22 protein-coding genes and 3 pseudogenes are annotated in these 25,599 nt (G+C 65.5%); 9 read left to right on the top strand and 16 right to left on the bottom strand.

Going from position 1 to position 25,599, the window contains the following annotated elements; all coding sequences use genetic code 11:
• Positions 1-149 precede the first annotated feature (149 nt).
• From ACLQ3K_RS10055 to ACLQ3K_RS10030, 6 genes and pseudogenes are all read right to left on the bottom strand, one after another.
• Positions 150-1,064, bottom strand: a complete 915-nt coding sequence (locus ACLQ3K_RS10055) for an alpha/beta hydrolase family protein (RefSeq protein ID WP_425998957.1) — start codon at positions 1,062-1,064, stop codon at positions 150-152.
• Between the two features lie 155 nt (positions 1,065-1,219).
• Positions 1,220-1,471 (bottom strand): hypothetical protein, encoded by a 252-nt coding sequence (locus ACLQ3K_RS10050; RefSeq protein ID WP_425998955.1) that lies wholly within the window; start codon positions 1,469-1,471, stop codon positions 1,220-1,222.
• Positions 1,472-2,407: 936 nt separating this feature from the next.
• Positions 2,408-2,650 (bottom strand): annotated as a pseudogene (locus tag ACLQ3K_RS10045) (IS3 family transposase); the annotation flags it as partial.
• A gap of 60 nt (positions 2,651-2,710) precedes the next feature.
• Positions 2,711-3,793 (bottom strand): annotated as a pseudogene (locus tag ACLQ3K_RS10040) (low temperature requirement protein A); the annotation flags it as partial.
• Positions 3,794-3,973: 180 nt separating this feature from the next.
• Positions 3,974-4,963, bottom strand: coding sequence for an aldehyde dehydrogenase family protein (locus ACLQ3K_RS10035; protein ID WP_425998953.1), 990 nt, complete (start codon positions 4,961-4,963; stop codon positions 3,974-3,976).
• Positions 4,964-5,139: 176 nt separating this feature from the next.
• Positions 5,140-6,162, bottom strand: coding sequence for an alcohol dehydrogenase catalytic domain-containing protein (locus ACLQ3K_RS10030; RefSeq protein ID WP_425998951.1), 1,023 nt, complete (start codon positions 6,160-6,162; stop codon positions 5,140-5,142).
• Between the two features lie 101 nt (positions 6,163-6,263).
• Between ACLQ3K_RS10030 and ACLQ3K_RS10025 the strand changes: the two genes are divergently transcribed.
• From ACLQ3K_RS10025 to ACLQ3K_RS10010, 4 genes are all read left to right on the top strand, one after another.
• Positions 6,264-6,584: a hypothetical protein gene (locus ACLQ3K_RS10025; protein WP_425998999.1), complete on the top strand. Its 321-nt coding sequence runs from the start codon at positions 6,264-6,266 to the stop codon at positions 6,582-6,584.
• A gap of 547 nt (positions 6,585-7,131) precedes the next feature.
• Positions 7,132-7,344, top strand: a complete 213-nt coding sequence (locus tag ACLQ3K_RS10020) for a hypothetical protein (protein ID WP_425998949.1) — start codon at positions 7,132-7,134, stop codon at positions 7,342-7,344.
• A 127-nt stretch (positions 7,345-7,471) separates the two neighbouring features.
• Complete coding sequence (locus ACLQ3K_RS10015; protein WP_425998947.1) at positions 7,472-9,100, top strand: GMC family oxidoreductase; 1,629 nt, start codon at positions 7,472-7,474, stop codon at positions 9,098-9,100.
• Between the two features lie 27 nt (positions 9,101-9,127).
• Positions 9,128-10,054, top strand: coding sequence for an MBL fold metallo-hydrolase (locus tag ACLQ3K_RS10010; RefSeq protein ID WP_425998945.1), 927 nt, complete (start codon positions 9,128-9,130; stop codon positions 10,052-10,054).
• 244 nt (positions 10,055-10,298) lie between these two features.
• Here the strand turns inward: ACLQ3K_RS10010 and ACLQ3K_RS10005 are convergent.
• From ACLQ3K_RS10005 to ACLQ3K_RS09990, 4 genes and pseudogenes are all read right to left on the bottom strand, one after another.
• Positions 10,299-11,116: pseudogene (locus ACLQ3K_RS10005) on the bottom strand (SDR family oxidoreductase).
• A gap of 59 nt (positions 11,117-11,175) precedes the next feature.
• Positions 11,176-11,484, bottom strand: a complete 309-nt coding sequence (locus tag ACLQ3K_RS10000) for a hypothetical protein (protein WP_425998943.1) — start codon at positions 11,482-11,484, stop codon at positions 11,176-11,178.
• A 311-nt stretch (positions 11,485-11,795) separates the two neighbouring features.
• Complete coding sequence (locus tag ACLQ3K_RS09995; RefSeq protein WP_425998941.1) at positions 11,796-12,596, bottom strand: enoyl-CoA hydratase/isomerase family protein; 801 nt, start codon at positions 12,594-12,596, stop codon at positions 11,796-11,798.
• A gap of 24 nt (positions 12,597-12,620) precedes the next feature.
• The gene (locus tag ACLQ3K_RS09990; protein WP_425998939.1) at positions 12,621-13,937 is read right to left on the bottom strand and encodes an MFS transporter; all 1,317 of its coding nucleotides are present in this window, start codon (positions 13,935-13,937) and stop codon (positions 12,621-12,623) included.
• A gap of 181 nt (positions 13,938-14,118) precedes the next feature.
• On the opposite strand from ACLQ3K_RS09990, the gene ACLQ3K_RS09985 reads away from it, so the two are divergent.
• On the top strand, positions 14,119-15,471 hold the full coding sequence (locus ACLQ3K_RS09985) for an MmgE/PrpD family protein (RefSeq protein WP_425998937.1): 1,353 nt from the start codon (positions 14,119-14,121) through the stop codon (positions 15,469-15,471).
• A 138-nt stretch (positions 15,472-15,609) separates the two neighbouring features.
• Here ACLQ3K_RS09985 and ACLQ3K_RS09980 read toward each other — a convergent pair whose 3' ends face one another.
• From ACLQ3K_RS09980 to ACLQ3K_RS09960, 5 genes are all read right to left on the bottom strand, one after another.
• Entirely contained in the window at positions 15,610-16,767 is a 1,158-nt protein-coding gene (locus tag ACLQ3K_RS09980; protein WP_425998935.1) for an acyl-CoA dehydrogenase family protein, read from the bottom strand.
• 142 nt (positions 16,768-16,909) lie between these two features.
• Positions 16,910-18,109, bottom strand: coding sequence for a CaiB/BaiF CoA transferase family protein (locus ACLQ3K_RS09975; protein ID WP_425998933.1), 1,200 nt, complete (start codon positions 18,107-18,109; stop codon positions 16,910-16,912).
• A complete protein-coding gene (locus ACLQ3K_RS09970) occupies positions 18,106-19,521 on the bottom strand; it encodes an aldehyde dehydrogenase family protein (RefSeq protein ID WP_425998931.1) in 1,416 nt (471 codons plus the stop codon). The genes ACLQ3K_RS09975 and ACLQ3K_RS09970 overlap by 4 nt, the downstream gene beginning before the upstream one ends.
• 39 nt (positions 19,522-19,560) lie before the next feature.
• On the bottom strand, positions 19,561-20,517 hold the full coding sequence (locus tag ACLQ3K_RS09965; protein WP_425998929.1) for an HpcH/HpaI aldolase/citrate lyase family protein: 957 nt from the start codon (positions 20,515-20,517) through the stop codon (positions 19,561-19,563).
• A 68-nt stretch (positions 20,518-20,585) separates the two neighbouring features.
• Positions 20,586-21,515 carry a MaoC family dehydratase gene (locus ACLQ3K_RS09960; RefSeq protein ID WP_425998927.1) on the bottom strand — a complete coding sequence of 310 codons (930 nt, stop codon included), beginning with the start codon at positions 21,513-21,515 and terminating at the stop codon, positions 20,586-20,588.
• A 199-nt stretch (positions 21,516-21,714) separates the two neighbouring features.
• On the opposite strand from ACLQ3K_RS09960, the gene ACLQ3K_RS09955 reads away from it, so the two are divergent.
• The 4 genes from ACLQ3K_RS09955 (at position 21,715) to ACLQ3K_RS09940 (ending at position 25,077) form a co-directional block, all read left to right on the top strand.
• Positions 21,715-22,521 carry an IclR family transcriptional regulator gene (locus tag ACLQ3K_RS09955; RefSeq protein WP_425998925.1) on the top strand — a complete coding sequence of 269 codons (807 nt, stop codon included), beginning with the start codon at positions 21,715-21,717 and terminating at the stop codon, positions 22,519-22,521.
• A 161-nt stretch (positions 22,522-22,682) separates the two neighbouring features.
• Positions 22,683-23,087: a hypothetical protein gene (locus tag ACLQ3K_RS09950; protein ID WP_425998923.1), complete on the top strand. Its 405-nt coding sequence runs from the start codon at positions 22,683-22,685 to the stop codon at positions 23,085-23,087.
• Entirely contained in the window at positions 23,084-23,938 is an 855-nt protein-coding gene (locus ACLQ3K_RS09945) for an alpha/beta fold hydrolase (protein ID WP_425998921.1), read from the top strand. Before ACLQ3K_RS09950 ends, ACLQ3K_RS09945 begins: the two co-directional genes overlap by 4 nt.
• Positions 23,935-25,077: an acyl-CoA dehydrogenase family protein gene (locus ACLQ3K_RS09940; protein WP_425998919.1), complete on the top strand. Its 1,143-nt coding sequence runs from the start codon at positions 23,935-23,937 to the stop codon at positions 25,075-25,077. Before ACLQ3K_RS09945 ends, ACLQ3K_RS09940 begins: the two co-directional genes overlap by 4 nt.
• Here the strand turns inward: ACLQ3K_RS09940 and ACLQ3K_RS09935 are convergent.
• A complete protein-coding gene (locus ACLQ3K_RS09935; RefSeq protein WP_425998997.1) occupies positions 25,006-25,599 on the bottom strand; it encodes a transposase in 594 nt (197 codons plus the stop codon). The genes ACLQ3K_RS09940 and ACLQ3K_RS09935 overlap by 72 nt on opposite strands.

The following is a 25,599-nucleotide window of genomic DNA, read 5'->3' as shown; positions in this document are numbered from 1 at the left end:
CTACGCTGACCAGCAAGACGTGTGTGAGCTACCCGCCCACACGTAAACCACCGGCAGGAAAGCCGGGACGGTTCATGGTGGTTCCTTCGTGAGTCGGGTCCGTGCTGTCGATTGGTGACTGGCTCGAACGCCAGCTGTTTTCGTCGGACTTAGGCGCCGGTGCCGACGGGCATTGCGCCTGGGCCGTGCTCGGCGACGGTGGCGACCGCGCTTTCGATCGTGGGCCACCACTTGTTTTGGACGTCGATGACCTCGCCGTGCCCGGTCTGGGGGATTTCGATCAGCGCGGTGCTGCCACCCTTCCGGCGTAGCGCTTCCACATACTCGGTCGCTTCGCGGGGTGGTACGACAGTGTCGTTGGTGCCGGTGATCGCGACGACTGGAACTCTCGGATCCATTCGCTCGAGCGGATCTACCAACAGGTACCGATCAGGGAACTGCTCCGGCGTACCGCCCATCACCCGCAAGACGTGGTCGTTCTTCGTGAGGGACAGGCGCATGTCGAGAACGCCTGCGAGGGAGATCACCGCGTGAGGCCGGACCGCTGGCCTGGAGCCTGGTGCGCCGTCGGGGAGAGTGCCGCGGCCCGCCGTCCACGCAGCTAGCTGTCCGCCTGCAGAGTGCCCCACCACGGTAACGCGGCTCAGGTCGATTTCCGGCACCGAATTCTGAAGACGAGTAAGGTGATCGACGCCTGCAGCAAGATCAGTGAAGGTGACCGGCCAGCCGCCACCGTCACCCGCGCGGCGATAGTTCAGACTCCACACCACAAAGCCGCGAGCTACAAGCGCCTGCGCCGCAGGGCGGACGTACTCGGCAGTCGCGCCCTTGATCCAGCCGCCGCCGTGAATCAGGACAATCGTGGGCCTCGTTGCGTTAGCATCGTGTACGGGAGGCCGAAAAAGGAAGCCACTCAGCGTATCAGGATCAACGCCCGGAACGTTGAGATACTGATGAGTCGACACCATTAGCGGTTCCGCTGAGGAAGGCGGATCGTCGTCCGAAGCGCGGCCCAGGAACAATCCCACAGCCAGCAGCGATGCAAGAAGAACGACGACCGTCAAAGCGAGCGCCGCTCGTTTCCTCGTTGTAATCATCAGAGTCTCTCCGTGCGGCTCACTCCACGGCCGCATCATGACAGCGGGATGGTGCGCCGCGTGGCGCTGATAGGCAGCGGGGCGGCGATGCTTCGTTCGGAGGTCGAAGGTGAGCGCCGGGACTAGCTGTGCTCGAAGGTGTGCATATCCAGGTGCTCGTGCGACACGGTCTTACCGTCCGGCGCGTCGATCTCGAGGACTCCCCAGCGGATCACGTACGTGAATTTCTCATGCGTCGCAAGGTAGGTGTCACCACCATCTAGGCGGACATCACCGATCCACAACCAATTCTGTGTCCGCACCCCCTGCCCTATGTACTGGAGACGAGAACCGGTACGGCACACAACAATCTTCGACAGCGCCGACTCAGCCACGACCGCAGCAACTCCTGTCTCACACTTGGGCCCCCATCAGTAAAACCCGAAGCATTGTAGGGGGATACCGATGCCGCACCGACTCCCAGTGACGATCCTGCAATTAGCAAAGGCAGCAGAATCCAGGACACCTGACGTCGAACAAGCCTCACCTTAAAAGCCTCACTGATTGAATGGACTGACACCATGCTCCAGACCTATTTCGCCTCAGAGGTCGTGAACATGTCGACCCGAATCTCTATTCGGCCTAGTGGCGCGGTTGAAAATCGCTGGACGGTTCGTTGCGTCAAGCGATATGATCCACGTCACACGTCGCACCAGCCAACCGTTCAGACACTTGCAAGTCGCGCCACTAGCCTGTGAAGGTTGGGTTTCCTGGCTCGGGCACCCCTTCCGGTGCGGTCGTATCGACACCGGGGCCAGAGAACGTCGGGTTCCCAGGCTCCGGGACACCTTCGGGTGCCGTCGTCTGAGCACCAGGGCCAGAGAACGTCGGGCTCCCAGGCTCCGGGACACCCTGCGGCACCGTTGTTGTTACACCGGGACGCTGCACAGGCGGCTGCCCTGGATGCGTGGCGCTACCGTGAGGCGCAGTCGTCCTTGCCGAACCATGAGGAACGGAACCCGAGTGCGGAACATCCCCTCGCCCATTACTGCCGCTTCCACCACCTCTGCTAGTGCCGTTGGCATCCGTTGAGCCCGCAACCTCTGCCGAACTGATCGCCGGCGACACTGAACTCTGCGAAGCCGGTGACTCTTCAGACGAATTGCCACAAGACGTCGTTGCAATTGCGATTGATACGGCGGTGATTCCACTCCAGAGCCGTTGCGCGGATGAGTTTTTGAGCTGTGCAGTCGACGGCATACTAGTAATATTCAGGCACACCCGCGCATTTGTCAACATCTAGTTAGTTACGGGGCGGGGCTGAGAGTTGGGCAGACGTAGGCGACGTCTTGCCAGGTCGGCACGCAGGTCAGATCCATGCCCACAGCTGGTTCAGCGTGCTCGCGGTGAAGTCCCGACCGACCAGGTCAGGGTGCCGGCCCGTTCCGGCCGCCGGACCGGTGGTGCGGATCTTCGTCCCTCGCCGCCCCCTGGATCTGCTCAGCTCGCATCAGTCGAGCGACCTGATCCCAGCCGATCGCGAAGCCCACTCGTCGGGCGGCCTTCCAGAGCTCCATGGTGCGCTCCTCATTCTTGCTGTCAATCGATGGTCGTCTCCACACCAGAACCGCGACCGTGGCGGCGAGGACGATGGCAGTGAGGGCGAACGGGATGGGGTTCAGGCAGTCGACCAGCACCAGAATCCCGGTGAGCGGGACCGCGGTGTTCACCCGGGCGTCGCCGACCGGTCTGATCGCCAGCGCCCAGATGCCGAGGATGAACACAGCGATCGGGATCGTGTAGGCGAACGAGGCGAACGGCGGGTTGAGCGCGCTGTGTCCGGTCAGGACCTCAATCTCGACCTCGATGCCAGCAGAGAACGCGCCGGCGGCGGCGAAGATGAAGAAGTGCCCGTAGCCGTAGATCAGGGACCGGTAGGACTGGTTGATGGCGTGGTGGTGCGGGGGCCAGAAGTAGATCCACCACAGCGCTGCGGTCGCGATCAGGGCGAGGGCCGCGACCCCGATCAGCGAGCCGAGCTCCTCGCTGCTGCGCAAGGCCTCGATGATCGCGTTGGCCGAGCCCAGCAGGCTCTCGCCGAGCAGGATCAGGGTGAACAGCCCGTACCGCTCGGTGATGTGGTGTGGGTGCCAAGGCGTGCGCCCGAGCCGTTCGGCGCCGATAGGGATCGTGATCTCAGCGCCGATCATGATGAGCTGAGCGATCTGGAGCGCTGACGACGGGAGCAAGAGGGTCAGCAGCCAGAGCGCCTGCACGACGGCGATCCCGGCAGCGCAGGCACGGGCCGCGCGGCCGGCTTCTCCGCCGGATCGAGAGGCGCGCAGCCACTGCGCCACCAACGCCAGACGCATCACAACGTAGCCGATGATCAGCACGGTGAAGTGGTAGTGCTCGAACACCGACGAGATGCCCGCGGCGAAGACCAGGACGCCGCCCATCTGCACGATGGTGAGCAGTCGGTAGAGCCAGTCGTCGGTGTCGAAGGAGGTGGCGAACCACGTGAAGTTCATCCACACCCACCAGATCCCGAAGAACACGATCGCGTAGTCCACGATGCCGTGGCCGACGTGGCCCTCGGTCAGCGCATGGTGCAGCTGCACCGAGGCGATGCTGACAGCGATAACGAAGACCAGGTCGAAGAACAGCTCCAGGGTCCTGGCCACTCGGCCCCGCTCGCCCGGGTCGCGCGGCCGCATCGGGACCAGCCGAAAACGACTCAGTGCGCCATTCATCGCTTGGCACCCCTGCCGGCGCGGAGCATCAGACTCGACTGAAATGGCTTCAGGATCGCGATTCTCGTCAGTGTCACGGTCTCCTCCCGGGCGCGCGGCCACCAGGCGGGTCCGCCAAGGTCGTGATCGTCAAACTGTGCCTCCTTAGGCGGCGGTCATGCCGACGATGGACTTGATCTCCAGGTGCTCGCCGATGCCGAAGTCGGCCCACTCTCGGCCGTTGCCGGACTGCCTATAGCCGCCCCAGCCGGTGTTGAATTCGGAGTCGGCGTCATTGATCAGCGCGGAGCCGGTGCGCATCTGCTCCGCGGCCTCGCAGACCCGGACCGGGTCAGCGCTGGTAACGCATCCGCACAGCCCGAACGGGGAGTCGTTGGCGATGCGCACCGCTTCCTCGATCATGTCGTAGGCGACTACAGGCATGGCGGGACCGAAGATCTCATCGCGGGCGATGATCAGGTCGTTGGCGACGACGACGGTGGGCTTAGCGAAGTGCCCGTCCCGGAACTCGTCGGGGAGGTCGGGCTTGCGCATGCCGCCGACGACGAGACGAGCGCCTGCGTCGATGCCCTGGTGGATGTAGTCCTGGACGGTGCTCCACTGGTCGGCGGAGACCACCGGAACCAGGAAGGTGTCCTCGGCGCGAGGGTCGCCGCCCCTTAGGGCCTCGACACGGGTGGTGAGCAGATCCAGGAACTCCCCCTCGCTCTCGCGCCGCACGAGGGTGCGCGAGGCCGCACCACAGATCTGTCCGCTGCTGCCGATGGCGTAGAACATGGCAGTCGTGACGGCGATGTCCAGGTCGCCGTTGGGCAGGCACGATCTGGGCGGACTTGCCCCCGAGTTCGGTGACCGTCTCTGGGCAGTCGATACTGTGGCACCGGCGACCCCGTCGGCGAACGGGCCGGAGCCCGTAGAGGAGGCCACGTCAACGTCCGGGTGGGAGTTGAGGGTGTCGCCGACTGTGGACCGTTCAGTGACCGTCGTCGTGCTGAACGCGGGAAACGCCTTGCGCGCGGACCGACCGGGCGGCGTCCACCGTGCCGCCCAGGACGCCGCGGCCGCTCGGCTTGTCCGTGGCGGGATCGGTCGGGTTCCGGAGGGCTCCGTCGACCGGCTCAGTCCACTCGCCATCAATGTAACGATGCTGCGCCTCGAATATGATTGAGCTCCTATTGCAGAAGCGAATTCGGCGGATCGGGGAAGGAGCGTGGCCCGCAAGGCCAAGGGAAAGGAGCTCTTGATCTGGCCACGCTGGACTCGGCGCGCCAATGTCGACGGGCCGCGCTGACGCGCGTGATCGCCGGTGATTAGGCGATTTGGGGGGTGAACACACCCCGGAAGCGCATCTTGCCCGTCGAGAGCCGGTCGTAGGCCTCGGTGGCCTGATCGAGGGTGAAGGTTTCGGTAACCGGCTTGACCTTGCCCTTGCCGGCGAAGTCCAGTACCTCGCTCAGGTAGTGCTGGCCGCCGTGAGTGGACCCGATGACCTGCTGGCGCATCATGTGGAACGGCACACCTTCGGAGGAGATCTCGAACGGCTGGGGGAAGTCCAGCCCGCTCAGGATTGCCCGCCCTCTCGGCCGCAGACCGGCCATCGCCTCCTCCGCGGCGTCGAAGGCGTTCGTGGTGACCATCAGGACATCCGCCCCGCCGAGCTCGGCCAACTCCTGGCCGTTGGACGCCACATGGTCCGCGCCCAGCTGTCTGGCCAGGTCGTGCTTGTCGGGAGAGTGCGTGATCGCGATCGTCTCGAAGCCGGACGCCTTGGCCAGCTGGACCGCGACGTGGCCGAGCCCTCCGATGCCGATGATGGCGATCCGCTCGCCCGGCTGCAGGTTGGCATCGCGGATGCCGCTCCACGTGGTGTAGCCCGCGCACATCATCGGGGCCGCATCGACGTAGTCGAGCCCATCGGGCAGCAGCACCGTGCCCTCGGCCGCGATCGCGATGTACTCGGCATGGCCGCCCTGAGCAGCGAACCCGGTGGTGCGCGCATTCGGGCAGTTCATCGCGGTCTGTCCGGTCAGCGGCAGGGACTGGCGGCAGTAATCGCAACGCCCGCACGCCTGCTGCACCCAGGTGGTGCCGACCCGATCGCCAACCTCGTGGCCGCGCACGCCAGCACCGACCTCGACGATCTCCCCCACGACCTCGTGGCCCGGGGTCTGCGGGTAAATGTCTCCCCCAGCGCCCTGCGTCGCCCACACGTCGGTGTAGCACATCCCCGAGGCGTGCACTCTGACCAGCACCTGCCCCGGCTCAGCCGTGGGCGTCGGGACCTCCTGGACTTCCCAAGGCTTATTCGCGCCCGTCATAACGACAGCCTTCATGTCGCACCTCCTGTCTCTGGCCCGGCGTGCTGAGCCACCGAAGGTAACTAACTGGTTAGATTTAACGTACTCCGCGGCTCGCCGTCCGTCAACAACTAGGGCTGGTCGACTACCTGCTCGAGCATCCGCAGACGCTGCGCCTGACGGTCTGGGCACAGCTCGAACGATCCGACGTCGGGGCCGAAAAGATCGAGGAGTACCGCCCCACGGTCGCCGCGATCGCCGCCGCACAGAAAGCCGGCATCGTTAGCAACACTTGCGACGCCGCCGATCTACCCGCCTTCACCATCTCCAACACGACACCATGGGCGAACGCCTCGCCAGCTCTCCGAGGCCTCGCAGCCGAGCCCAACGGCTCGGACCAGCGCTTCGCCAGCCACCGGACAGCCCTCGTCGCAGCGGTGCGCGCGATCGCGGGGTGAGGGCCGCACAGGCTGGTCAGCACCCGGCCCCGATGAACTCGGGGGGGGGATGTTCGCCCTCGTCGGGAAATGCCGGGGACGACGGCGCGAACGCATGGATGCCGGCTCGGCGCTGTTGATTGGTCGCCGTTGCTTGGAGCGCCGAGCTGCACCCCCTGCATCCTGCATCCTGCATCCGCGCAAATGAATTGGTCGAACGCGAGGGTCGCTGCGTCTTCCAGCGAGGTGGTCCCCACGAACGTCCCTACGCCCTACGGCTCGAAGCAGGTCCTGCCGGGTACGCGGTAACCGGAGAAACTCCCCTGTCCGGATTTGGTTTTCGAGCTTCCTCCTCGCACCTCACGATCATCAGACCTTGACATCGAACGTGACACACGACACACTTCCTCGTACCGCTCATTGGTATGCCATACCGACTAGCGGACCGGAGAGTAGTTATGGCTCAGAAAGGCAACTACCAAGTGACCACAGCAGCCCAGGACACGACCACGTCCTAACGAGTGCACTCGCGAGGCTCGCGGTGCGCGGCTCGTGCGCAACGATCGGCATGAGCCAGGGCTGGGGCTCGAATCCCGTCGAGATCGACCTGACGGACGTGCTGCTGCGCGGAATCACCCTGCAGGGCGTGCTGGAGGGCGATTCGCTTCCCCAGGAGTTCATCCCCGAGCTCATCTCCTACGTCGCCGACGGCCGATTCCCCATCGACCGGCTGGTCACCGAGTCCCCATCGACCGGATCGGCGATGCAATCAGGGCCATGAAGGCCGGCGACGTGATTAAGCCGGTCCTGACCTTCGCCTGAGCTCGGCACACCGGTTGCACCTGACGGGCACACAGACCGTGGCTTCGTGCCACAGAACAGATTCACCGTGAGAGGAAGTTACGAGTATGTACGACTACATCGTTGCTGGAGCAGGCTCGGCCGGCTGTCTCGTCGCCAACCGGCTCAGCGAGAAGCACCGGGTCCTGCTGATCGAGGCCGGCGGCCCCGATGACAACCAGTGGGTGGAGATCCCCTTGGGGATGCAGCGTCTCGTCGGCGACCCCGAGGCCGTGTGGCCCGACCGCACGAAGCCCGCCGAGGAGATCGCCGGCCGCTCGATCCCCCTGGTGCAGGGCCGGATCATGGGCGGCTCGAGTTCCGTGAACGGCATGATGTACGTTCGCGGCCAGCGTGAGGACTACAACGGTTGGGCCGAGGCCGCCGGCGATTCCAGCTGGACCTGGGACGAGGTGCTTCCGTACTTCCGCAAGCAGACCGCGTACGTCGACGGCGATCCCACGTACTTCGGCACCGACGGTGAGCTCAAGCTGACCTCGCTGACCACGATGCACCCCACCACGGGCGCCTACATCGAGGCGGCCCAGGAGGCCGGGTTCCCCCTCAACAAGAACCAGAACAGCGGTGATCAGGTGGGCGTCGCGGTGGTGATGGGCAACATCTACAACGGCCGCCGCCAGTCGTCGGCGGTTGCCTTCATCGATCCCATCCGCGACCGCGACTCGCTCGACGTGCTGACGAACGTCACCGTCTCCCGCGTGGTCATCGACGGTGGTGTCGCGGTGGGCGTCGAGGTGATCGAGGACGGAGCCAAGCGCGAGATCCGCGCAGCCAAGGAGGTCGTGCTCTCCGCCGGCGCGATCGGCAGCGCGACGATCCTGCAGCTGTCGGGGATCGGCGACGCGGAGCACCTCAGATCACTCGGCATCCCCGTGGTGGCCGACGTACCCGGCGTCGGGAAGAACCTGCAGGATCACCTTTTTGGACACGTCAAGTTCAAGCTGCGCAACGACGACGACAGCATCAACGAGACGCTGGGCGACGAGGCCCGGCTCGCCGAGGCCCTCGAGGAGTGGCGCGAGCACGGCACCGGCGCCCTGAGCAGCACCTCGTCGCAGTCGCTCATCTTCTTCGCCGCCGACCCGGACCAGACTAACCCCGACGTCCAACTGGCGATGCGCCCGTACTCGTTCGGCATCTCCAAGGAGGGCGTGCTCGGCATCGACCCCTACCCGGGCATGATGATCTCGTCCATCGCAGCGCGCCCGTTCAGCCGGGGCATCACGCGCATCGTCTCCACCGATCCGACGATGCGCCCCCTGATCGACCCTGGCTACCTCACCGACGAGCGCGACATCGACCTCCTGTCTGCGGGTATCGCCAAGGTCCGCTCGATCGCGGCGCAGCCGGCGCTCGCCTGGCACATCGACACCGAGCTCGAGCCCGGCCCCGACGTCGCCACCCGCGAGCAGATGACCGACTACCTCCGGCGCACGGTATCCACCGTGTACCACCCGGTGGGAACGTGCCGCATGGGCACCGGCGATGACGCCGTCGTCGACGCGCAGCTGCGCGTGCGCGGTGTCCGCGGCCTGCGCGTGATCGATGCGTCGATCATGCCCACCATCACCTCCGGCAACACGAACGCCCCAACCTATCTCATCGCTGAGAAGGGCGCGGCGATGCTACTCGACGACCAGCGCGACTCCCGCAGCGCCAAGGCCGCCGGCGCGTAACGACAACTCCTGAACGCAAGGAACTCCATGACCATCACTGTTGGATCCATCACCGTCGACCCCATCTACGAGCAGCCTCTGGACGCCGTCGCCGTCGTCGTCCCGGATGCCCAGGCCGCCGCCCTGAAGCAGATTCCGTGGCTGGCGCCACCGTTCATCGACGCCGAGGGCAACCCCCAAGGAGTCGTTCAGGCGTTCCTCGTACGCACCGGAGACACAGTCGTTCTGATCGATCCCGCTGTGGGCGACGACAAGGACATCTCCGTGGTACCCGAGTGGAACCACAACACCACCGGGTTCCTCTACCGCCTCGCCGGCGCGGGCGTCCAACCTGAGGATATCGACATCGTCGTGTCCACCCACCTGCACCTCGACCACGTCGGATGGGCCACCCAGCTGACGGAGAACGGTTGGAAGCCGACGTTTCCGAACGCCCGGTATCTCTTCATGGGCGTCGAGTTCCGACACTGGGAGAATGAGAGCAAGCAGGCGGTGGTTCACCCGGCTGCGGACGCGCCTGAGCTCGACCACGTGCTGGCCCTATTCCAGGAGACGCAGATCAGCACGTTCGAGCAATCGGTGCGCCCAGTGCAGGAGGCCGGCCAGATCGACCTGATCGACGAGTACGGCGAGATCGCGCCCGGCATCACCCTGGTCTCGACCCCGGGACACACCCCGGCGCACACGAGCGTGAGTATCCGCTCCGGCGACGACCACCTCTTCCTCACCGGCGATGCCTTCCACCATCCCGGCCAGGTCGCACATCCCGAATGGGCCGCGCTCAGCGACGTCGACGGCGACCAGAGCACCGCGACCCGTCGTCGGATCCTCGCCGAGCTCGCTGACACCCCGACGATCGTGTTGGGCAATCACTTCGCGCAGCCGTCGATGGGGCGCATCGTCTCCGACGGAACGGGCGGGTACATCTTCGACTCGTCGGGCCTCGAAGCCTGACGGTGCGCGCGTTCTCGCGCGGGAGCCGGGTTCGGTGAGGGAGCCCGGGTCCCGCGGGAGCAACATGAAAGGGGGCGGCGGGCGCGGGGTGGGGGGGGGGGGGGGCCGGTGTTTGGGGGGCGGGGGGGGTGCGGGGGGAGCGGGGTGCGGTGGGGCCCCCGGGGCCCCGCGCCACCAAAATCAAGGGGGGCGCCGCCCGGGTTATCCGGTTGGGGCCGCCCCCTTTATTCGTTCACTGGATGCGTCAGCCCTGCGCTTCTGCCGACACCTCGGCCCACTGCTGCCACGTGTTGATCCGGTCCGCATACACGGCCGGGACGATCTGCAGCGGGTCGGAGCCGAAGAAGACGCGCAGTGGCGGGTTCTCGGCGTCAACGATCTTGAGCAGGGCACCGCCTACGGCTGCGGGGTTTCCCGGGACCGTGTTCGCCGACGCCTCAGCGAACACTGCGCGCACACCGTCGTACGCGTCGATCGGCGTCGCCTGCACCGCGGAGCTGCCGGCCCAGTCGGTGGCGAACAGTGCGGGCTCGACGAGCGTGACCTTGATGCCGAAGCCTGCGACCTCCTGAGCGAGGCTGTCGGTGAGGCCCTCGACCGCCCACTTCGACGCGTGATACCCGCCCCCAGAGTCGGGAACGTGACTAGACCACCGATCGTGGAGACCTGGACGATGTGCCCGCTCTGCTGAGCGCGCATGATCGGCAGCGCAGCCTGCGTAACCCACAGCACACCGAAGAGGTTGGTCTCGACCTGATCCCTGATCTCGGTCTCGCTCAGCTCCTCGACGGTGCCGAATAGCCCGTACCCTGCGTTGTTGACGACGACATCGAGCCGGCCGAAGTGCTCGTGCGCCGACTTGACTGCGGCGAAGGCCGCTTCCCGGTCGGTGACGTCGAGCTGAAGCGGCAGAACCGCATCGCCGAACCTATCGACCAGATCACTGAGCGAATCGAGGTTGCGGGCCGTCGCGGCCACCTTGTCGCCGCGCGACAGCGCGGCCTCTGCGAAGCTCCTGCCGAACCCCCGCGACGTACCCGTGATGAACCAAACCTTGGACATAGATCTCCTGATTGCTAAGAATTGTCGAGCGGCTCTCGCCGCCCGTCTTCTTGCTCGCGCTACTTGCGGCCGACCCGCCCGCGGATGTCCTCGGCCTGGATGTCGACGGTCTGCGGGCCATTGCCGGTGACGAGCCCCAGCTCGGGGTTCGGCAGCAGCATCAGGGAGGTCGGAACACTCGCGGTGAGCACGGCAAAGCCGGCCTCGCGCAAGTCCCTCGTCGACGAGTATCCCAGACGAGTGACCTTGCCTGGGTTGTTGACGTACCCGTAGTCGAGCATGCCGGTCTCGCCGGTACGGCCGACGGTGGTCGCTCGGCCGCGAGGAACGGATTGTCCTTGACCTCGTACCCCCTTGACCTCGTACACCCCCCTTCTCGTCGACGCGGTAGTTGGTCGAGGTCAGCCCGATCGGGGCGTGACAGATCAGCGGGATGTAGACGTCATTCTCCCGGGCAAAGTGCAGGACCTCACCCAGCTGCGGATTGTATGGTTGTGGCTCGTCACCGTCGACGGGCCTCTCGCGGAGTTGGTCGACGACACCCCGGGCACGACGGCAGATCATTTCTCTAGGCGGTATGCTGTATCATTAGACGGTACCAACAAAGGGCCGTCTCGGCATGTGCTCCTGCAACGTCGCCCTGAGCGCATGTTCTCTTGCCCGTCGCCCGCAGCGATCGTCACAACGTTGAGGAGGCGAATCGCGGTCGCCGCTTCTCGAGGAACGCTGCGACCCCCTCGGCCCCGTCCGGCTCCACGATCGCTGCCGCAATGTTCTTCGCCTCGTCGTCGAGACGCCGGGCGAGGGCGTCGACGTCCGCTCCTGTGATCAGACGCTTGGTCCGACCCAGTCCGGCCGGCGATCCGTGGCGCAACGCGTCGATCACGGCGTCCGCCTCCGCTGCGAGCTGCTCCGCGGGAACTGCCCGGCTGACGAGACCGCACCGTGCGGCATCGGCGCCCGACATCGAGCGGTTGGTCAGTGTGAGGTCGAGGGCGATCGCGGCACCGGCGCGAGCAGTCAAGAACCACGTCGCTCCACAATCGGGGCTGAGGCCTGCCGCGGTGTACGCGGATTTCAGCATGGCATCCGAGGCCATCAGCACAATGTCCGCGCACAACGCCACACCGATGCCGCCGCCGGCGATCGTGCCGTGCACGACCGATACCACCGGGATCGACGACCCGGCCAGCGTCAGAATGCCGCAGTGCATCCCTCCCGCGATCTCGGCCACCAGGGTGCCACGGTCATTCGAGTCGGCGAAGGCGCGTAGATCCCCTCCGACACAGAAGGCCTTTCCCTCTGCGTCGAGCACCACGACTCGCACGGACGAGTCCTCTACCGCGGCTGCCGCTGCGGCCGCGAACGCGGTGGCCATATCCGAGTCGAGCCCGTTTCCCGCTCCACGGATCAGTGTGATCCTGGCGACCGAGTCCTCGATGGTCAGGCGTACCCGGTTCAGCCAACTCTGGACTGTCATGAATCCCGCTGTTCAGTCGTGGTGCTACTGCCGGCCTGACATGCCGGTGGTCGAGTTGATGTCGCTGAGCGTTCTACCGAGGGTTCGTTCTCCGAACAACTGCATCACCAGACCCGCGCAGAACACTGCGCCGGCGAGGTAGAGGAACACCGCCGTGAAGCCGAAGCTCGACAAGATCGCCGCGATGAGGAAGCTGGTTCCGAACACCGCGAGACGGCCGATTCCGTTGCACAGGCCGGCGCCGAGACCACGTAGGCCCGTGGGGAAGATCTCGGGGAGGTAGGTGTACATGATCGGCGTCGCGCTCTGCAGGAGCATGGTCACGAGCGTGCCGCTGGCAACGAGGATCAGGTTGCTCCCGGTGAAGCCGAAGACGAGCATGAGGACCGCAACTGCGGAGTAGACGAGGAACACGGCTGTCCGTCGCTCGATCCGGTCGATGAACAACACCGTGAGCATCGCCCCCGGAACGGTGGCGAGCGACATGACGGACGTGTAGGTCAGACTCTCCTTCGTGGTGAATCCGTGCTCCGTGAGCAGAGTGGGGACCCAGGAGTTGTAGCCGTAGAAGCCCGACAGGGCCAGCGCCATGGTTGCCGCAAGCACGACGGTGCGCCGTCGGTACGCGCCGCGGAAGAGGTCGCGAACGTGTCCGGTAACCACGATCGGCAGCGCCTCGGGGGCCGGCAGCTCGCCGCCGAGCTTCTCTTTCGCTTCACGCTCGAGACCTGTGACGATCGCATCGGCAGTCGTGATATCGCCGTTCTCCGCAAGCCAGCGAGCAGACTCGGGAAGGTAGCGGGCGACGATCAGAATGAGCGGGATCCCGGCCGAACCGAGGACGAAGATCCATCGCCACATGCCGGGCCCCAGCGGAACGATCGATCGTGCCGCCCAGGCCATGATGGGGATGCCGGTGAGGCTGATAACGACGATCCACGTCTGTGCTCTGCCCCGATAGGTCTGCGGGAACATCTCGGAGACGTAGGTCAGCACGATCACGGTGAGGGCGGCGAGCCCGACTCCCGTCAGCACGCGATAGATCGCGAGATCTATGGGTCCGAAGGAGAATGCCGACAGCAGGGAGAACACGGAGAAGATCGCCGTCGCACCCATGATCGCCCGCTTCCGGCCGACCCGGTCTGCGGCGCGGCCGCCGATCACCGATCCGACGAACATTCCGAGGAACGACGCGGCGGTGATGGTTCCGATGTTTCCTACCGAGAGACCCCAGTCCTTCCGGATTCCGGGTGCCGCGTATGCGAAGGTGTTCAGGTCTGCCATGTCCACCACGAGCAGCGCGGCGAGCACGGCGAGCCATCTCCGGTGAGTTCGGGTCATGGCGGGTATCCGGTTGAGTCTGCCGCTGATCAGCTCAGGACCGAGGTGGGTTTCGACGTTCACTGCTCCTCCTCTTGTTTCGCTGCTCGGCACGCTGTACCGTTCAGCGGTGTGGCGCCAATCACAGCGCATCGGAGCGCGGGCGTCAAGTCCCCGATACGAAATCCACGAGGTTTACGCAATGACACTGGCAGACAAGTCCATTGACATTCAGATCGCAGGTGCGGCAGCCGACCTGCGTCTCGAACACGTTCCGCACGATGTTCAGCAGGCAGCGATCGACTGCATCGTCGACACGGTCGCCGTAACCCTCGCGGGAGCCGACGATCCTGTCGCCCGAGCTGTTACGGCAGCATCGGCATCGACCGGAACCGCCATGATGATTGGCAGAGCCGCGACCGCGAACCCACCGGACTCCGCGCTAGTCAACGGGATCGCCGCGCATGTCCTCGACTTCGACGATTGGCTTCCCGCGGCGCGCATACACCCATCCGCTGCCCTCACCGCGGCTGTGCTTGCTGCTGCCCAGGGGCAAGCGGCACCGGTATCAGGACAGCGACTGGTCGCGGCATATGTTGCGGGATTTGAGGTTCAAGCGCGCATTGGTGCCGCGCTCGGATCCTCACACTACGAAGCGGGATTCCACCCCACAGCGACGATCGGTGTCTTCGGTGCCGCCGCTGCCGCCGCTCATGTCTCCGGCGCTTCAGCCGTGGAGATGGCCGACGCGCTGGGACTTGCCGCCACGAGTGCGGCGGGGCTTCGAGCTGCCTTCGGCACCGCTGGAAAGTCCATCCAGGTCGGGAACGCCGCTCGGAACGGCGTTGTCGCCGCGCAACTGGCCCGTGCTGGGCTCTCGCGACTGCCCATCCCCGTTCTCGATGACCGTGGGTTCGCCGCGAGTCATGGGCACGTCGTCGACCACTCGATCGCGACGGAGCCGTTCGAATCGCATTGGTATCTGAACGAAGTCGCGGTGAAGGAGCATGCTTCCTGTTTCGGAACTCACGCACCGATCGATGCAGTCCTGTCCCTCCGCGAGCACCTTCCGATCGATCGGATCACCGCTATCGATGTCACCGTCTCCGAGGTCATGCGTACAGTGTGCGCAATTCCCGTCCCGATGACTGCGCTCGAGGGGAAGTTCAGCCTGGCGTTCACAACCGCACTCGCTGTCGTCCGCGGGCACTGCCACGTTGCGGACTTCACGAACGAGGCAGTCCGGGCGCCGGAGCTCGGTGAAGTGAGCCGGAAGGTACGCCTCCATTTCGATGACGACGTGCCACCACAGTGGGCACGAGTGCAGGTAACACTCGACGACGGACAGGTCTTTCAGGCCGAACACGACTCGGCCCGCCCGATGACCGCACTTCGCCGACGGCAGGTGGCTCGCCACAAGCTCACAACTCTCGCGTCGGCCAGCTTTGGACAATCCCGAGCCCGGGAAATTCTCGCGGAGATCGAGGGGCTGCTCACCGATCGCTCGGTCTCCGACCTGGCCCGGGTGCTCACCCTCGACGGGCCGTCCACGTGACAACGCCAGGCGAGGTCATCGAACACGTTCAGTCTCGGCCTCACCGCGCAACGACCGCTACGGGTGCTGCCCTCGATCGCGTCATCTCCCCACGCCACACCGGCGGCCACGGCGCAGACTGCAGCCCGATCCGGACCGTCAGAGCCCCATGCCCTTGGCGATGATGGTCTTCATCACCTCGGACGTGCCGCCGTAGATCCGGTTGACGCGGTTGTCCGCGTACAGGCGGGCGATCGGGTACTCGTTGATGTAGCCGTAGCCGCCGTGCAGCTGCAGGCAGCGGTCGATCACATCGGAGGCCGCCTCGGTGCAGAACAGCTTGAGCGAGGCCGCATCCGCTGCGGTCAGCTGGCCCGCGTCGTGCAGCTCGAGGCCGCGGTCGACGCTCGACTCCATGGCGTCGACCTTCGCCTTGCACGCCGCGAGTTCGAACTTGCTGTTCTGGAACGAGGCGACGGTCTTGCCGAAGATGGTGCGGTCCTGGGTGTAGGCCTGCGCGAAGCGGACCGCGGCGGCGGCCTGCGAGTACGCGCCGACGGCGATCGACAGGCGCTCCTGGGGCAGGTTCTGGCCGAGGTAGCTGAACCCCTTGTTCTCCTCGCCGAGCAGATCTTCGGCGGGCACCTTGACGTCGGTGAAGGAGAGCTCGGCGGTGTCCGAGGTGCGCAGGCCGATCTTGTCGAGCTTGCGGCCGACCGAGTACCCCTCGAGCGTGGTGTCGACGACGAACAGGGAGATGCCGTGGCGGCGGTCCTCGGGGGTCGACGGGGCGGTGCGTGCGCAGACGATCACGCGGTCGGCGTTGACGCCGCCCGTGATGAAGGTCTTGGCGCCGTTGAGCACATAGTGGCTGCCGTCCTCGGAGCGCTTCGCGGTGGTCTTCATCCCGGCGAGGTCGGAGCCGGTACCGGGCTCGGTCATCGCGATGGCGAACATCATCTCGCCCGCGGCCATCCCGGGCAGCCAGCGCTGCTTCTGCTCGTCGGTGCCCAGGCTGGTGAGGTAGGGCAGGCACAGCGCGATGTGCACGCTCGAGCCGCCGAACGAGACGCCCGCGCGGCCCAGCTCCTCGCTGATGACGGCCTGGTACTTGAACGACTCGATGCCGGCGCCGCCGTACTCCTCGGGCACCTCGATGCCGAAGACGCCCAGCTCGCCGAGCTTGGGGTAGAAGTCCTTGGGCACGATGCCGTTCGCGTACCACTCGTCGTAGTGCGGAACGACCTCCGCCTCGATGAACGCGCGGAGGGTCTCGCGGAAGGCTTCGTGGTCGGCGGTGTAGACGGTACGACGCATGGCTATCTCCTTGGTGGGCGCTGCGAACGACTACGGCTGCAGAGCAGGACTGTGACGTGGGGGTCGAACGCGCGCTCGCGTCCTTCTCGACCAGGCGCCGAACCGATCTTTCGGTTCGGCGCCTGTCTTTTTCGTGGTGCGACTACAGACCTGGACTCGCTCGAGGTGATCGACGTGGGCCTGTGATCATTCCCCGGATCTGCGGCCCGTGCTCGTTAAGCAGGGGGGCTCGCGTGGTCGGCACCGCCGGCGTGCGTGAGAACTTGATCGGTTGGCCGGCGACGGTGACCACCTTGCTGCTACCCGGGTGCTCTAGTCGCACGGCCATGCCACGCGCTTCCACGTGCGGATCCTCGAGGATCTCCTTCGCATCGCGGACAGCACCAACTGGCACCTTGCCACCGAGCGCGTCCAGAATCTCGTCGGTCGTCCGCATGGAGGTCCACTCCGCGAGCGCACCGAAGACATCTTCGCGGCGGGCGACCCGGGACTCATTGGTCTGCAACCCTGGGTCGGCTGCCAAGTCGTCGCGACCGATCAACTCGCACAGCAGCTTCCACCGGTTGTTGTTGGGGGCCGCGATCGCGACCCAACCATCAACTGCCGGCACGATGTCGAAGGGGCTCAGGAGTGGATGCCGGTTCCCTTCGGGGCGTGGGATCGTGCCGTCGTAGGAGTACTGGTAGACGATGCGCTCGCAGAGGGAGAGCACAGCGTCGTACATCGCTACGTCGACGAACTGGCCGACTCCGCTGCCGCGCGTCTCGTACAGCGCGGAGACCACACCGAGGGAGAGCAGCGTGCCGGGGAAGATGTCGCCCACTCCCGGCCCGACCTTGATCGGTGTGCCATCGGGCAGGCCGGTGATCCCCATCAGGCCCGCCATCGCTTGGACGACGATGTCGAAGGCCGGCCACTCCTGGTACGGGCTGGTGCCGCTGCGCGCGTCACCGAACCCTCGCAACGCTGCGTACACCAGCTTCGGGTTGATCTCCGCCAGCGTCTCGTACGACAAGCCCAGCCTGTCCATGACGCCTGGCGTGAAGTTCTCCACCAGCACATCGGACTCGGCCACCAGCTTCGTGAACACGGCGATATCGGCGGGGTCCTTGAGGTTGAGCACGATGCTGCGCTTACCTCGGTTGACGCTCTGGAAGTAGCCGCCGAAGTCCTTGGCCTCGACGTCTGGCAGGTACGGGCCCGACGTGCGGGACAGATCGCCCGACGGTGACTCGACCTTGAGGACGTCCGCCCCCAGGTCGGCGAGCAACATCGTGCAGTACGGCCCTGCGAGCGCGTGCGTCATGTCGAGCACTTTCACTCCGGCCAGCGGCCCACTCATAGCTGCACCACCACGCACTTGGTCTCCGTGTAGTGGCGGAGAGCTTCGATGCCCTTTTCGCGGCCGTAGCCGCTGTTCTTGTTGCCGCCGAAGGGCGTTTCGATGGCCGCGGCCATCCAGGTGTTCACGTACACCTGGCCGGCATCGAGCTGGTCGGCCATGCGCAGCGCACGGGAGACGTTCTGCGTCCACACGCCGGACGCGAGGCCGTAGTCGGAGTCGTTGGCGATGGCGATGGCCTCCTCCTCCGTGTCGAACGGGATGACGGCGAGAACAGGTCCGAAGACCTCCTCCTGTGCGATTCGCATGGAGTTGTCGACGCCGGTGTAGATGGTCGGTGCGACGTAGTACCCGCCGCTGCCGGAGGAGACGGGTTCGCCACCGATGGCCGCGACAGCACCGTCGTCCTTGGCAACGTCGAAGTACTCCATGACTTTGTCGTACTGGGCTGCGGTCGTGACGGGGCCGAGCCGTCCGCCTTCGGTCAGCTCGCGGCACGCGAGGACAAGGCGCTTCACGAGTTCGTCGTGGATGGAGCGCTCGACGAGCAAACGCGTCCCGGCGGAGCAGACCTGCCCGGTGTTGAGGGCGAAGGCGTTGAGCGAGCCTGCAACCGCCTTGTCGAGGTCGGCGTCGGCGAAGACCACGTTCGCGGACTTGCCGCCGAGTTCGAGGGTCAGCGGGATAATCCGATCGGCGGCGATGTGGCCGATCTCGCGGCCCGCGCGCACCGAACCGGTGAAGGCCACCTTGCGCACGGCCGCGTTCTTGAGCATCGGCGCGCCAATGTCGAGGCCGGTGCCGGTGATCACGTTGAAGACACCGTCCGGGAAGCCCACTTGGGTGGCCAGTTCGGCAAGGCGGATCGCCGAGCTCGAGGTGAACTCGGACGGCTTGAGCACGACGGTGTTGCCGGCCGCGAGCGCAGGGGCCACGCCTCGGGCCGCCTGGTTGAGCGGCGCGTTCCACGGGGTGATGACGCCGACCACACCGAAGGGCTCGCGGCGGGTGAAGCAGTGATGGTCCGGGCCGAGGTCGATCGTCTCGCCCTCGAACAGGTTCACCAGCCCGCCGTAGAACTCGAAGTAGCCCGCGGCGCCCTGAATCTCCATAGGAGCTTGCCAGGTGGGCTTGCCGGTTTCGGAGCGCTCGCGGTTCACGAGCTCGACCTGGTCGTCGAGGATCGCCTGCGCGAGGCGCAGGAGCAGCCGCCCCCGCTCGATCGGCTTCTGACGACGCCACGCGGACTGGGCAGCGACGGCGGCGGCGACGGCGGCTTCCGCGTCGGCGGCGTTACCCGCCGCGACCTTCGTGGTGGGTTGCCCGTCGAGCGGGCTGTCCACCGTCAAGTACTCGCCGCCGGACGGGGGCGTGCTGCGTCCCGAGATCCAATGTTCAAGCTGTAACACCATGATTGGCTCCTATGGAGTGTTCCAGTCGCGGATGAGCGATCAGGCCTCGGGGACGAACTTCGTAGTCCGCGCCATGTTGAGCGTGCGGCCGCGCTCCGCGGTCACCAACGCGAGCTTGCGGCTGGCCTCGTCGATCATTTCGTCGCCGAGCATGACGGCGCCGCGGCCGCCGCCGTCGGCGGAGGTGTAGTGCGCGTATGCCTCGAGGATCAGCTCGGCCTTGTCGTAGTCTGCCTGGGCCGGGGCGAAGACCTCGTTGGCGGTCTCCAGCTGGGCTGGGTGCAGGACCCACTTGCCGTCGTAGCCGTACGCGGCGGCGCGCTCGGCGGCGGCGCGGTAGCCCTCGGTGTCCTTGATGATGGCGTAGGGGCCGTCGATCGCCTGGAGACCGTACTTGCGGGCGGTCATCGCGATCGTCATGAGGACGGTGTCGAACGGGTCGAAGCCGGTGGCGCCGGGGGCGCCGATGGTCAGCGCCGGCATCTTCATGGCGGCCATGAAGTCACCCGGGCCGAAGATGAGGGTCTCGGTGCGCGCGGTCGCTGCGGCGATCGCATCGATCTCGCTCAGGCCTGCGGGGCCTTCGATCTGGGCCTCGATGCCGATGGTGCCCTCCTCGATGCCGAGCTCGCGCTCGAGCTGCGAGAGGAGGATGTCGAGCCAGTTGATGTGTGCGACCTTCTCGACCTTCGGGAGCATGATGCAGTCGAGATTGCGGCCGGCGCCACGGACGATGGTGAGGACATCCTCGTGGGCCCACTCGGTATCCGCGTCATTGACGCGTACGACGCGGGTCTTGCCCGACCAGTCGCCGTGGTTGAGGGCGTCGACGATGGTGGCGCGTGCGGCGGGTTTGGCGACGGGGGCGACCGAGTCCTCGAGGTCGAGGAAGATCTGGTCGGCGGGCAGGGTCTGCGCCTTGGTGATCATCTTCTCGCTGCTCCCAGGGACGGCCATGCAGGAGCGACGGGGACGCAGGGGGCGAGTGCGGGTCATCTATTTCTCAATTCCGTTGGGTGTGAAGTGTTGAATCTGGCTTCGGCCCGGTTGGCCGAGCTCTGAGATCAGGGGCGGTGCTTGAGTTGCACGCGGCGCGTGACCTGGACGACCAGATCGCCGCGCTGATTGACGCCGATGTGCCGGAAGGTGACGACGCCATCCGCGGCGACGTCGAGCACCTCTGTGGCGGCGCCGATGGTGTCACCGCGCTTGACTGGGGCGGGGAACTTGATGTCGGTCATGCCCACCTCGCGAATGGCCTGGCCGCTAGTGTCCTGCGTCGCCAGGCCGATGGTGAGCGAAAGCGACATGCCGCCGAAGTTGATCCGCTCGCCGAACTCGCTGTCCGCCATCGCGCCGTCGCTGAAGTGGCCCACGGCACTGTTCATCACCAGCAGGGTGAAACCGTTGAGGTCGAGGTCGGTGACGGTACGGGTGCGCGCGTGGCGGAACTTGGCGCCGGGGATGAAATCCTTGGCGTAGCCCTCGAACTCGGGCGCGAGGTTCTGTTCGGCGGGCCGGCGGCGTACCAGGTTCGTGCGGTGGAAGTCGATGACCACTTCGCCGTCCGCGGTTCTGCCCTCGGTATGCCAGGTGACGATTCCGGCGCCAGGACGGGAAGTCGAAGTGCGGGCGTCGACGACGGTGCTTCGCGCGTAGAGTGTTTCACCAGGGTAGACTGAGCGGTGGTACGTGACGTCAGTGCCCCCGAGGAAGGGCCCACCCGCTTCGCTCAGGTCCTCGACGCTGAGACCGAACACCACACCGAAGACGAGCAGCGGGTTGACCACCTCGTCGCGATGCCCACGCTCGAGTGCCACCTCCCTGTTGAAGTACTCCGGGTTGAAAGCCAGCATCTGTGTGCTGAACTCGATGTTGTCGCTCGCGTGAATCGTCCGACCCCAGTGGTGGTCGAAGGAGCGCCCGATCACATGATCTTCGAAGTAGGTTCCCCTCTCTCGAAGAGGCCAGGCAGTCAGATCGATCTTCGACATCTTCTCCCTTTCGTTCCGTTGCTCGGAACGTCGTGCTACTCATTGGAACGCTCAGTATGTAACCGCTGTCACAGCGTGTCAAGGTCGTAGACCGTCGAGTACGCGCGCATCAAGCAGCTGACCGTCTTGCCGTGCCGTATGCTGGAATGACCTCCGCCAACCGAGGCCAGCCAGCTAGATCACCGGAGAACAGCCCACAATGCCCCCCAACAGTGAGAACACGACCGCCGACAACGAGCAGAATGGCTCACTGGGCGGCACACAGAGCCTCATTCGCGGCTTGAGAGTGGTCGAGGCGATCGCATCGTCAACGCCGTCAGTCGGAGTCGGCGAGCTCTCGCGCACGCTGCAGCTACCGAAGTCAACGGTTCAGCGCTTACTCCGGACGCTCGAACTCGAAGGATGGGCAGAGACCTCGTCGGAGCCCATCACACGTTGGCAACTGACCCCGCGCCTGCTGTCGATCGCCCGCCACGGTGTTCCTTCACGAGGAATTCGCGACGTTGCACTGCCCCACATCACCGAGCTCGGCAGGGTGACAGGGGAAACGATCCACTTCTGTCTTCCGGACGGCACCCAGCAACTTGTGCTCATCGAGCGGGTCGACTCGGTACACCCCGTGCGGACGTTCAATCCGATCGGTGCAGGTACGGGATTTCACAACAGCGCGGCCGGAAAGGCCTGGCTCGCCGCACTACCCGAATCCGAGTTCACGCAGTTCCTCGCTACACCACTCGACCACACAACACCGAACACGATCACAGACCCAGCGACGATAGCTCAACAGGTCCACCAAGCGCGCGCCAACGGCTACGCGATCAACCTAGCCGAGAACCGGGCCGGCGTGCGCGCGATCGGCTCCGCTGTGGTCAACGCGGAAGGGCAGCCAATCGCGACGGTCTCGATCAGCATGCCCGACTCGCGATTCGAGGAATCAAGAGTGCCCGAGTGGGGAGCAATGGTGCGCGAAACCGCACAGGCGATCACCAACGACTACGCCATCTGACACCTTTCACACCCCATCACCAGCCAAAAGGGCCCAGGCAACCGCCTGGGCCCTTTGCGACGCCCGCCCGTGCCGCTTGACAAACCGGCGTGATCCAACACACACTTCAATGTACCGTTACACAGCACGACGTGCTGACTGTCGGCACAGTAGGAGTAGGTATGACCGCCACAACACCCCTCACCCTCGATCCAGTCGAATTGCGCACGGCACTCAACGACGATCCCGAATTCAGCCTCCAGGCCCGGTACTGGAACAGCACCGTCCGCATCGGTGCAGATGGGCGCAATTGGCTCGTCCGCATCATCGATGGAATCGTCACCGATGTCGACACGGCCGCAACCCCCTTCGACGCCTGGGACTTCCAGCTCTCCGGGACCTCCGAGCACTGGGCGCAGCTACTCGCGCCGGTGCCCGCCGCGTTCTTCCAGGACTACTACGCCGCGATGCTCTACCACGGCTTCGCAATCGAAGGCGACATGCAGCAGATCATGGCCTACTACCCCGCTATCCGGCGCTCGCTGGACGTCATCCGCGCGCTCGCCAACCAGGAGGTCTCCGCATGACCGCCCAGCTCTCGACCGCTGTCGGTCGCTATGTCACGCTCACCGTCCAGGGCGTCGACTACCGGATCTACTTCGAGGAGGCCGGCACGGGGATCCCCGTCGTCCTCCAACACACCGCAGGCTGTGACAGCCGACAGTGGCGCCACCTCCTCGAGGACCCCGACTTCACCTCCAAGTACCGCCTGATCGCCGCTGACGCTCCGTACCACGGCCGATCGCTGCCGCCCGAAGGCATCGAGTGGTGGAAGACCGAGTACTCGCTGTCCAAGGAGTTCTTCATCGAGTTCCACAACCAGCTCGCCGAGCAGCTCGACCTGGACCGCCCCATCTTCATGGGCTGCTCAATGGGTGGTCACCTCGCAGCAGACCTCGCCCTCGCCTGTCCGGACAACTACCGTGCGGTCGTCGGCATCGAAGCGGCGCTGCACTCGCACGGCATGGAGCGCATCCTCCCGTGGCTCTACCACCCCCAGATCAGCAACGACACCAAGCCGGCACTGATGCAGACCCTCTGCTCACCCACCAGCCCCGAGAAGTACGTCCGGGAAACCGTCTGGGTCTACAGCCAGGGCGCGCCGCCCGTCTTCAAGGGCGACCTCGCGTACTACATGATCGGACACGACCTCACCGATTCCGCGCCCCTGATCGACACCACCAAGGTCGGCATGTGGGTCCTCAGCGGCGAATACGACTGGTCCGCGCCCCCGTCCGCCGGCCGCGAGCTGGCCGACAAGGTCCCCGGCTGTCACTTCGTCGAGATGACCGGCATGGGCCACTTTCCTATGTCGGAGGACCCGATCAAGTTCAAGGCGTACGTAGCGCCGATTCTCGCCGAGGCGAGCGCCCTATGATGACCGAGCAGCGCCGTGAGCTGCAGCAACTCGCCCGCCAGTTCGCCATGGAGGAGGTCCTCCCCGCGGCCAACGAGCTGGATCCAGTCAACGGCCTGATCCCCGACGAACTGCGCCAGAAGATGGCCGACATCGGCTTCTTCGGAATCCTCATCCCGGAGGAGTACGGCGGCCTCGGCCTGGGCGCCTTCGAGTACTGCATGATCGCCGAGGAACTCTCGCGCGCCTGGATGAGCGTCGGCAGCCTCATGGCTCGTGGCAACTCTCTATTGCCGGGGTTCACCGACATGCAGCAGCGAGACATCCTGCCCCGGATGGCCCGCGGTGAATACCTGTGCGCCTTCGCCCTGTCCGAGAACGAGGCCGGATCGGACGTCGCGAACATCAGCTGCCGCGCCCGGCGCGACGGCAACGACTGGGTCATCACCGGCAGCAAGATGTGGTGCACCTACGCCGACCAGGCCGACTTCATCATGCTCTTCGCGCGCACATCCACCGATGCAGATCCGACGAAGCGACACCGCGGCATCAGCGTCTTCCTAATCGACAAGGAACGCGGCAGCTTCCCCGAAGGCATCAGCGGCACACCGATCCGCAAAGTCGGCTACCGCGGATGGAAAACCTGGGAACTCTCCTTCGACAGCCTTCGACTCCCGGCGGACGCCCTCATCGGCGAGGAGGGACGCGGCTTCTACGCGGCCATGCACAAACTCGAAACCGCACGCGCACACACCGCAGCGCGCAGCATCGGACTCGCCCGCGGAGCCCTCGAGGACGCCACCGAATACGCGCTCAACCGGCGACAATTCGGCCGGCCAATCAGCGAACTGCAGGCAATCCGCTTCAAACTCGCAGACATGGCCACCCAAATCGAGACCAACCGCCAGATGATGTACCACGTCTGCACCACCATCGACGCCGGCGGCCGCGCCGACCTCGAAGCCTCCATGGTCAAGTACTCCGCCAGCGAGATGTCGGAGAAGGTCACCAGCGAAGGACTCCAGATCCACGGCGGCGCCGGCTACACAACCGAGTACGCCGCAGAACGCTACTGGCGAGACGCACGCCTAACCAAGATCTTCGAAGGGACATCGGAAGTCCAACTCAAACTCATCTCGGACCATCTGCTCGGACGATAGGCCCGCCGAGGCGACCGCTCCGCACTCCGCACCGGGAACACCCCGGAAGGTCCTATTCCGTTGGTCTGGGAGAGCGGTCGCCCGGCTCAGATGAGGCCAGGGCGGGTCTCTCAATAGTCGTAACCAGCGGAGGCATGCCTGGAGCATGACTCCGGCTCGGTACGTGATGGCGAGTTTGTCGTAGCGGGTGGCCAGTCCGCACCATTGCTTGGTGTCGTTGAACGATCTCTCAACGACTTTGCGGCCCTTGTAGATTTCAGCGTCGAAAGTGGGTGGCCGACCACCCGCGGCGCCCTTGCGGCGGCGGGCGTCGATCTCGGTGACCTTCTGTGAAAGAACGGCCTTGATGCCCCGGCTGGCGATCATCCGCCGGTTCACTCCACTGGTGTAGGCCCGGTCGGCGACCGCGAGCGGACGCCCCTGACCATCGACTGCGGCGTGGATCTTAGTAGTCAGGCCGCCCCGAGGACTGCCGATCCCGTGCCCGGCCGGTTCACGATCACCACCGAGCGGACCCGCCAC

This window comes from Tsukamurella sp. DT100, assembly GCF_049844855.1.
Lineage (GTDB): Bacteria > Actinomycetota > Actinomycetes > Mycobacteriales > Mycobacteriaceae > Tsukamurella.
This window is presented reverse-complemented; position numbering and strand designations above follow the sequence as displayed.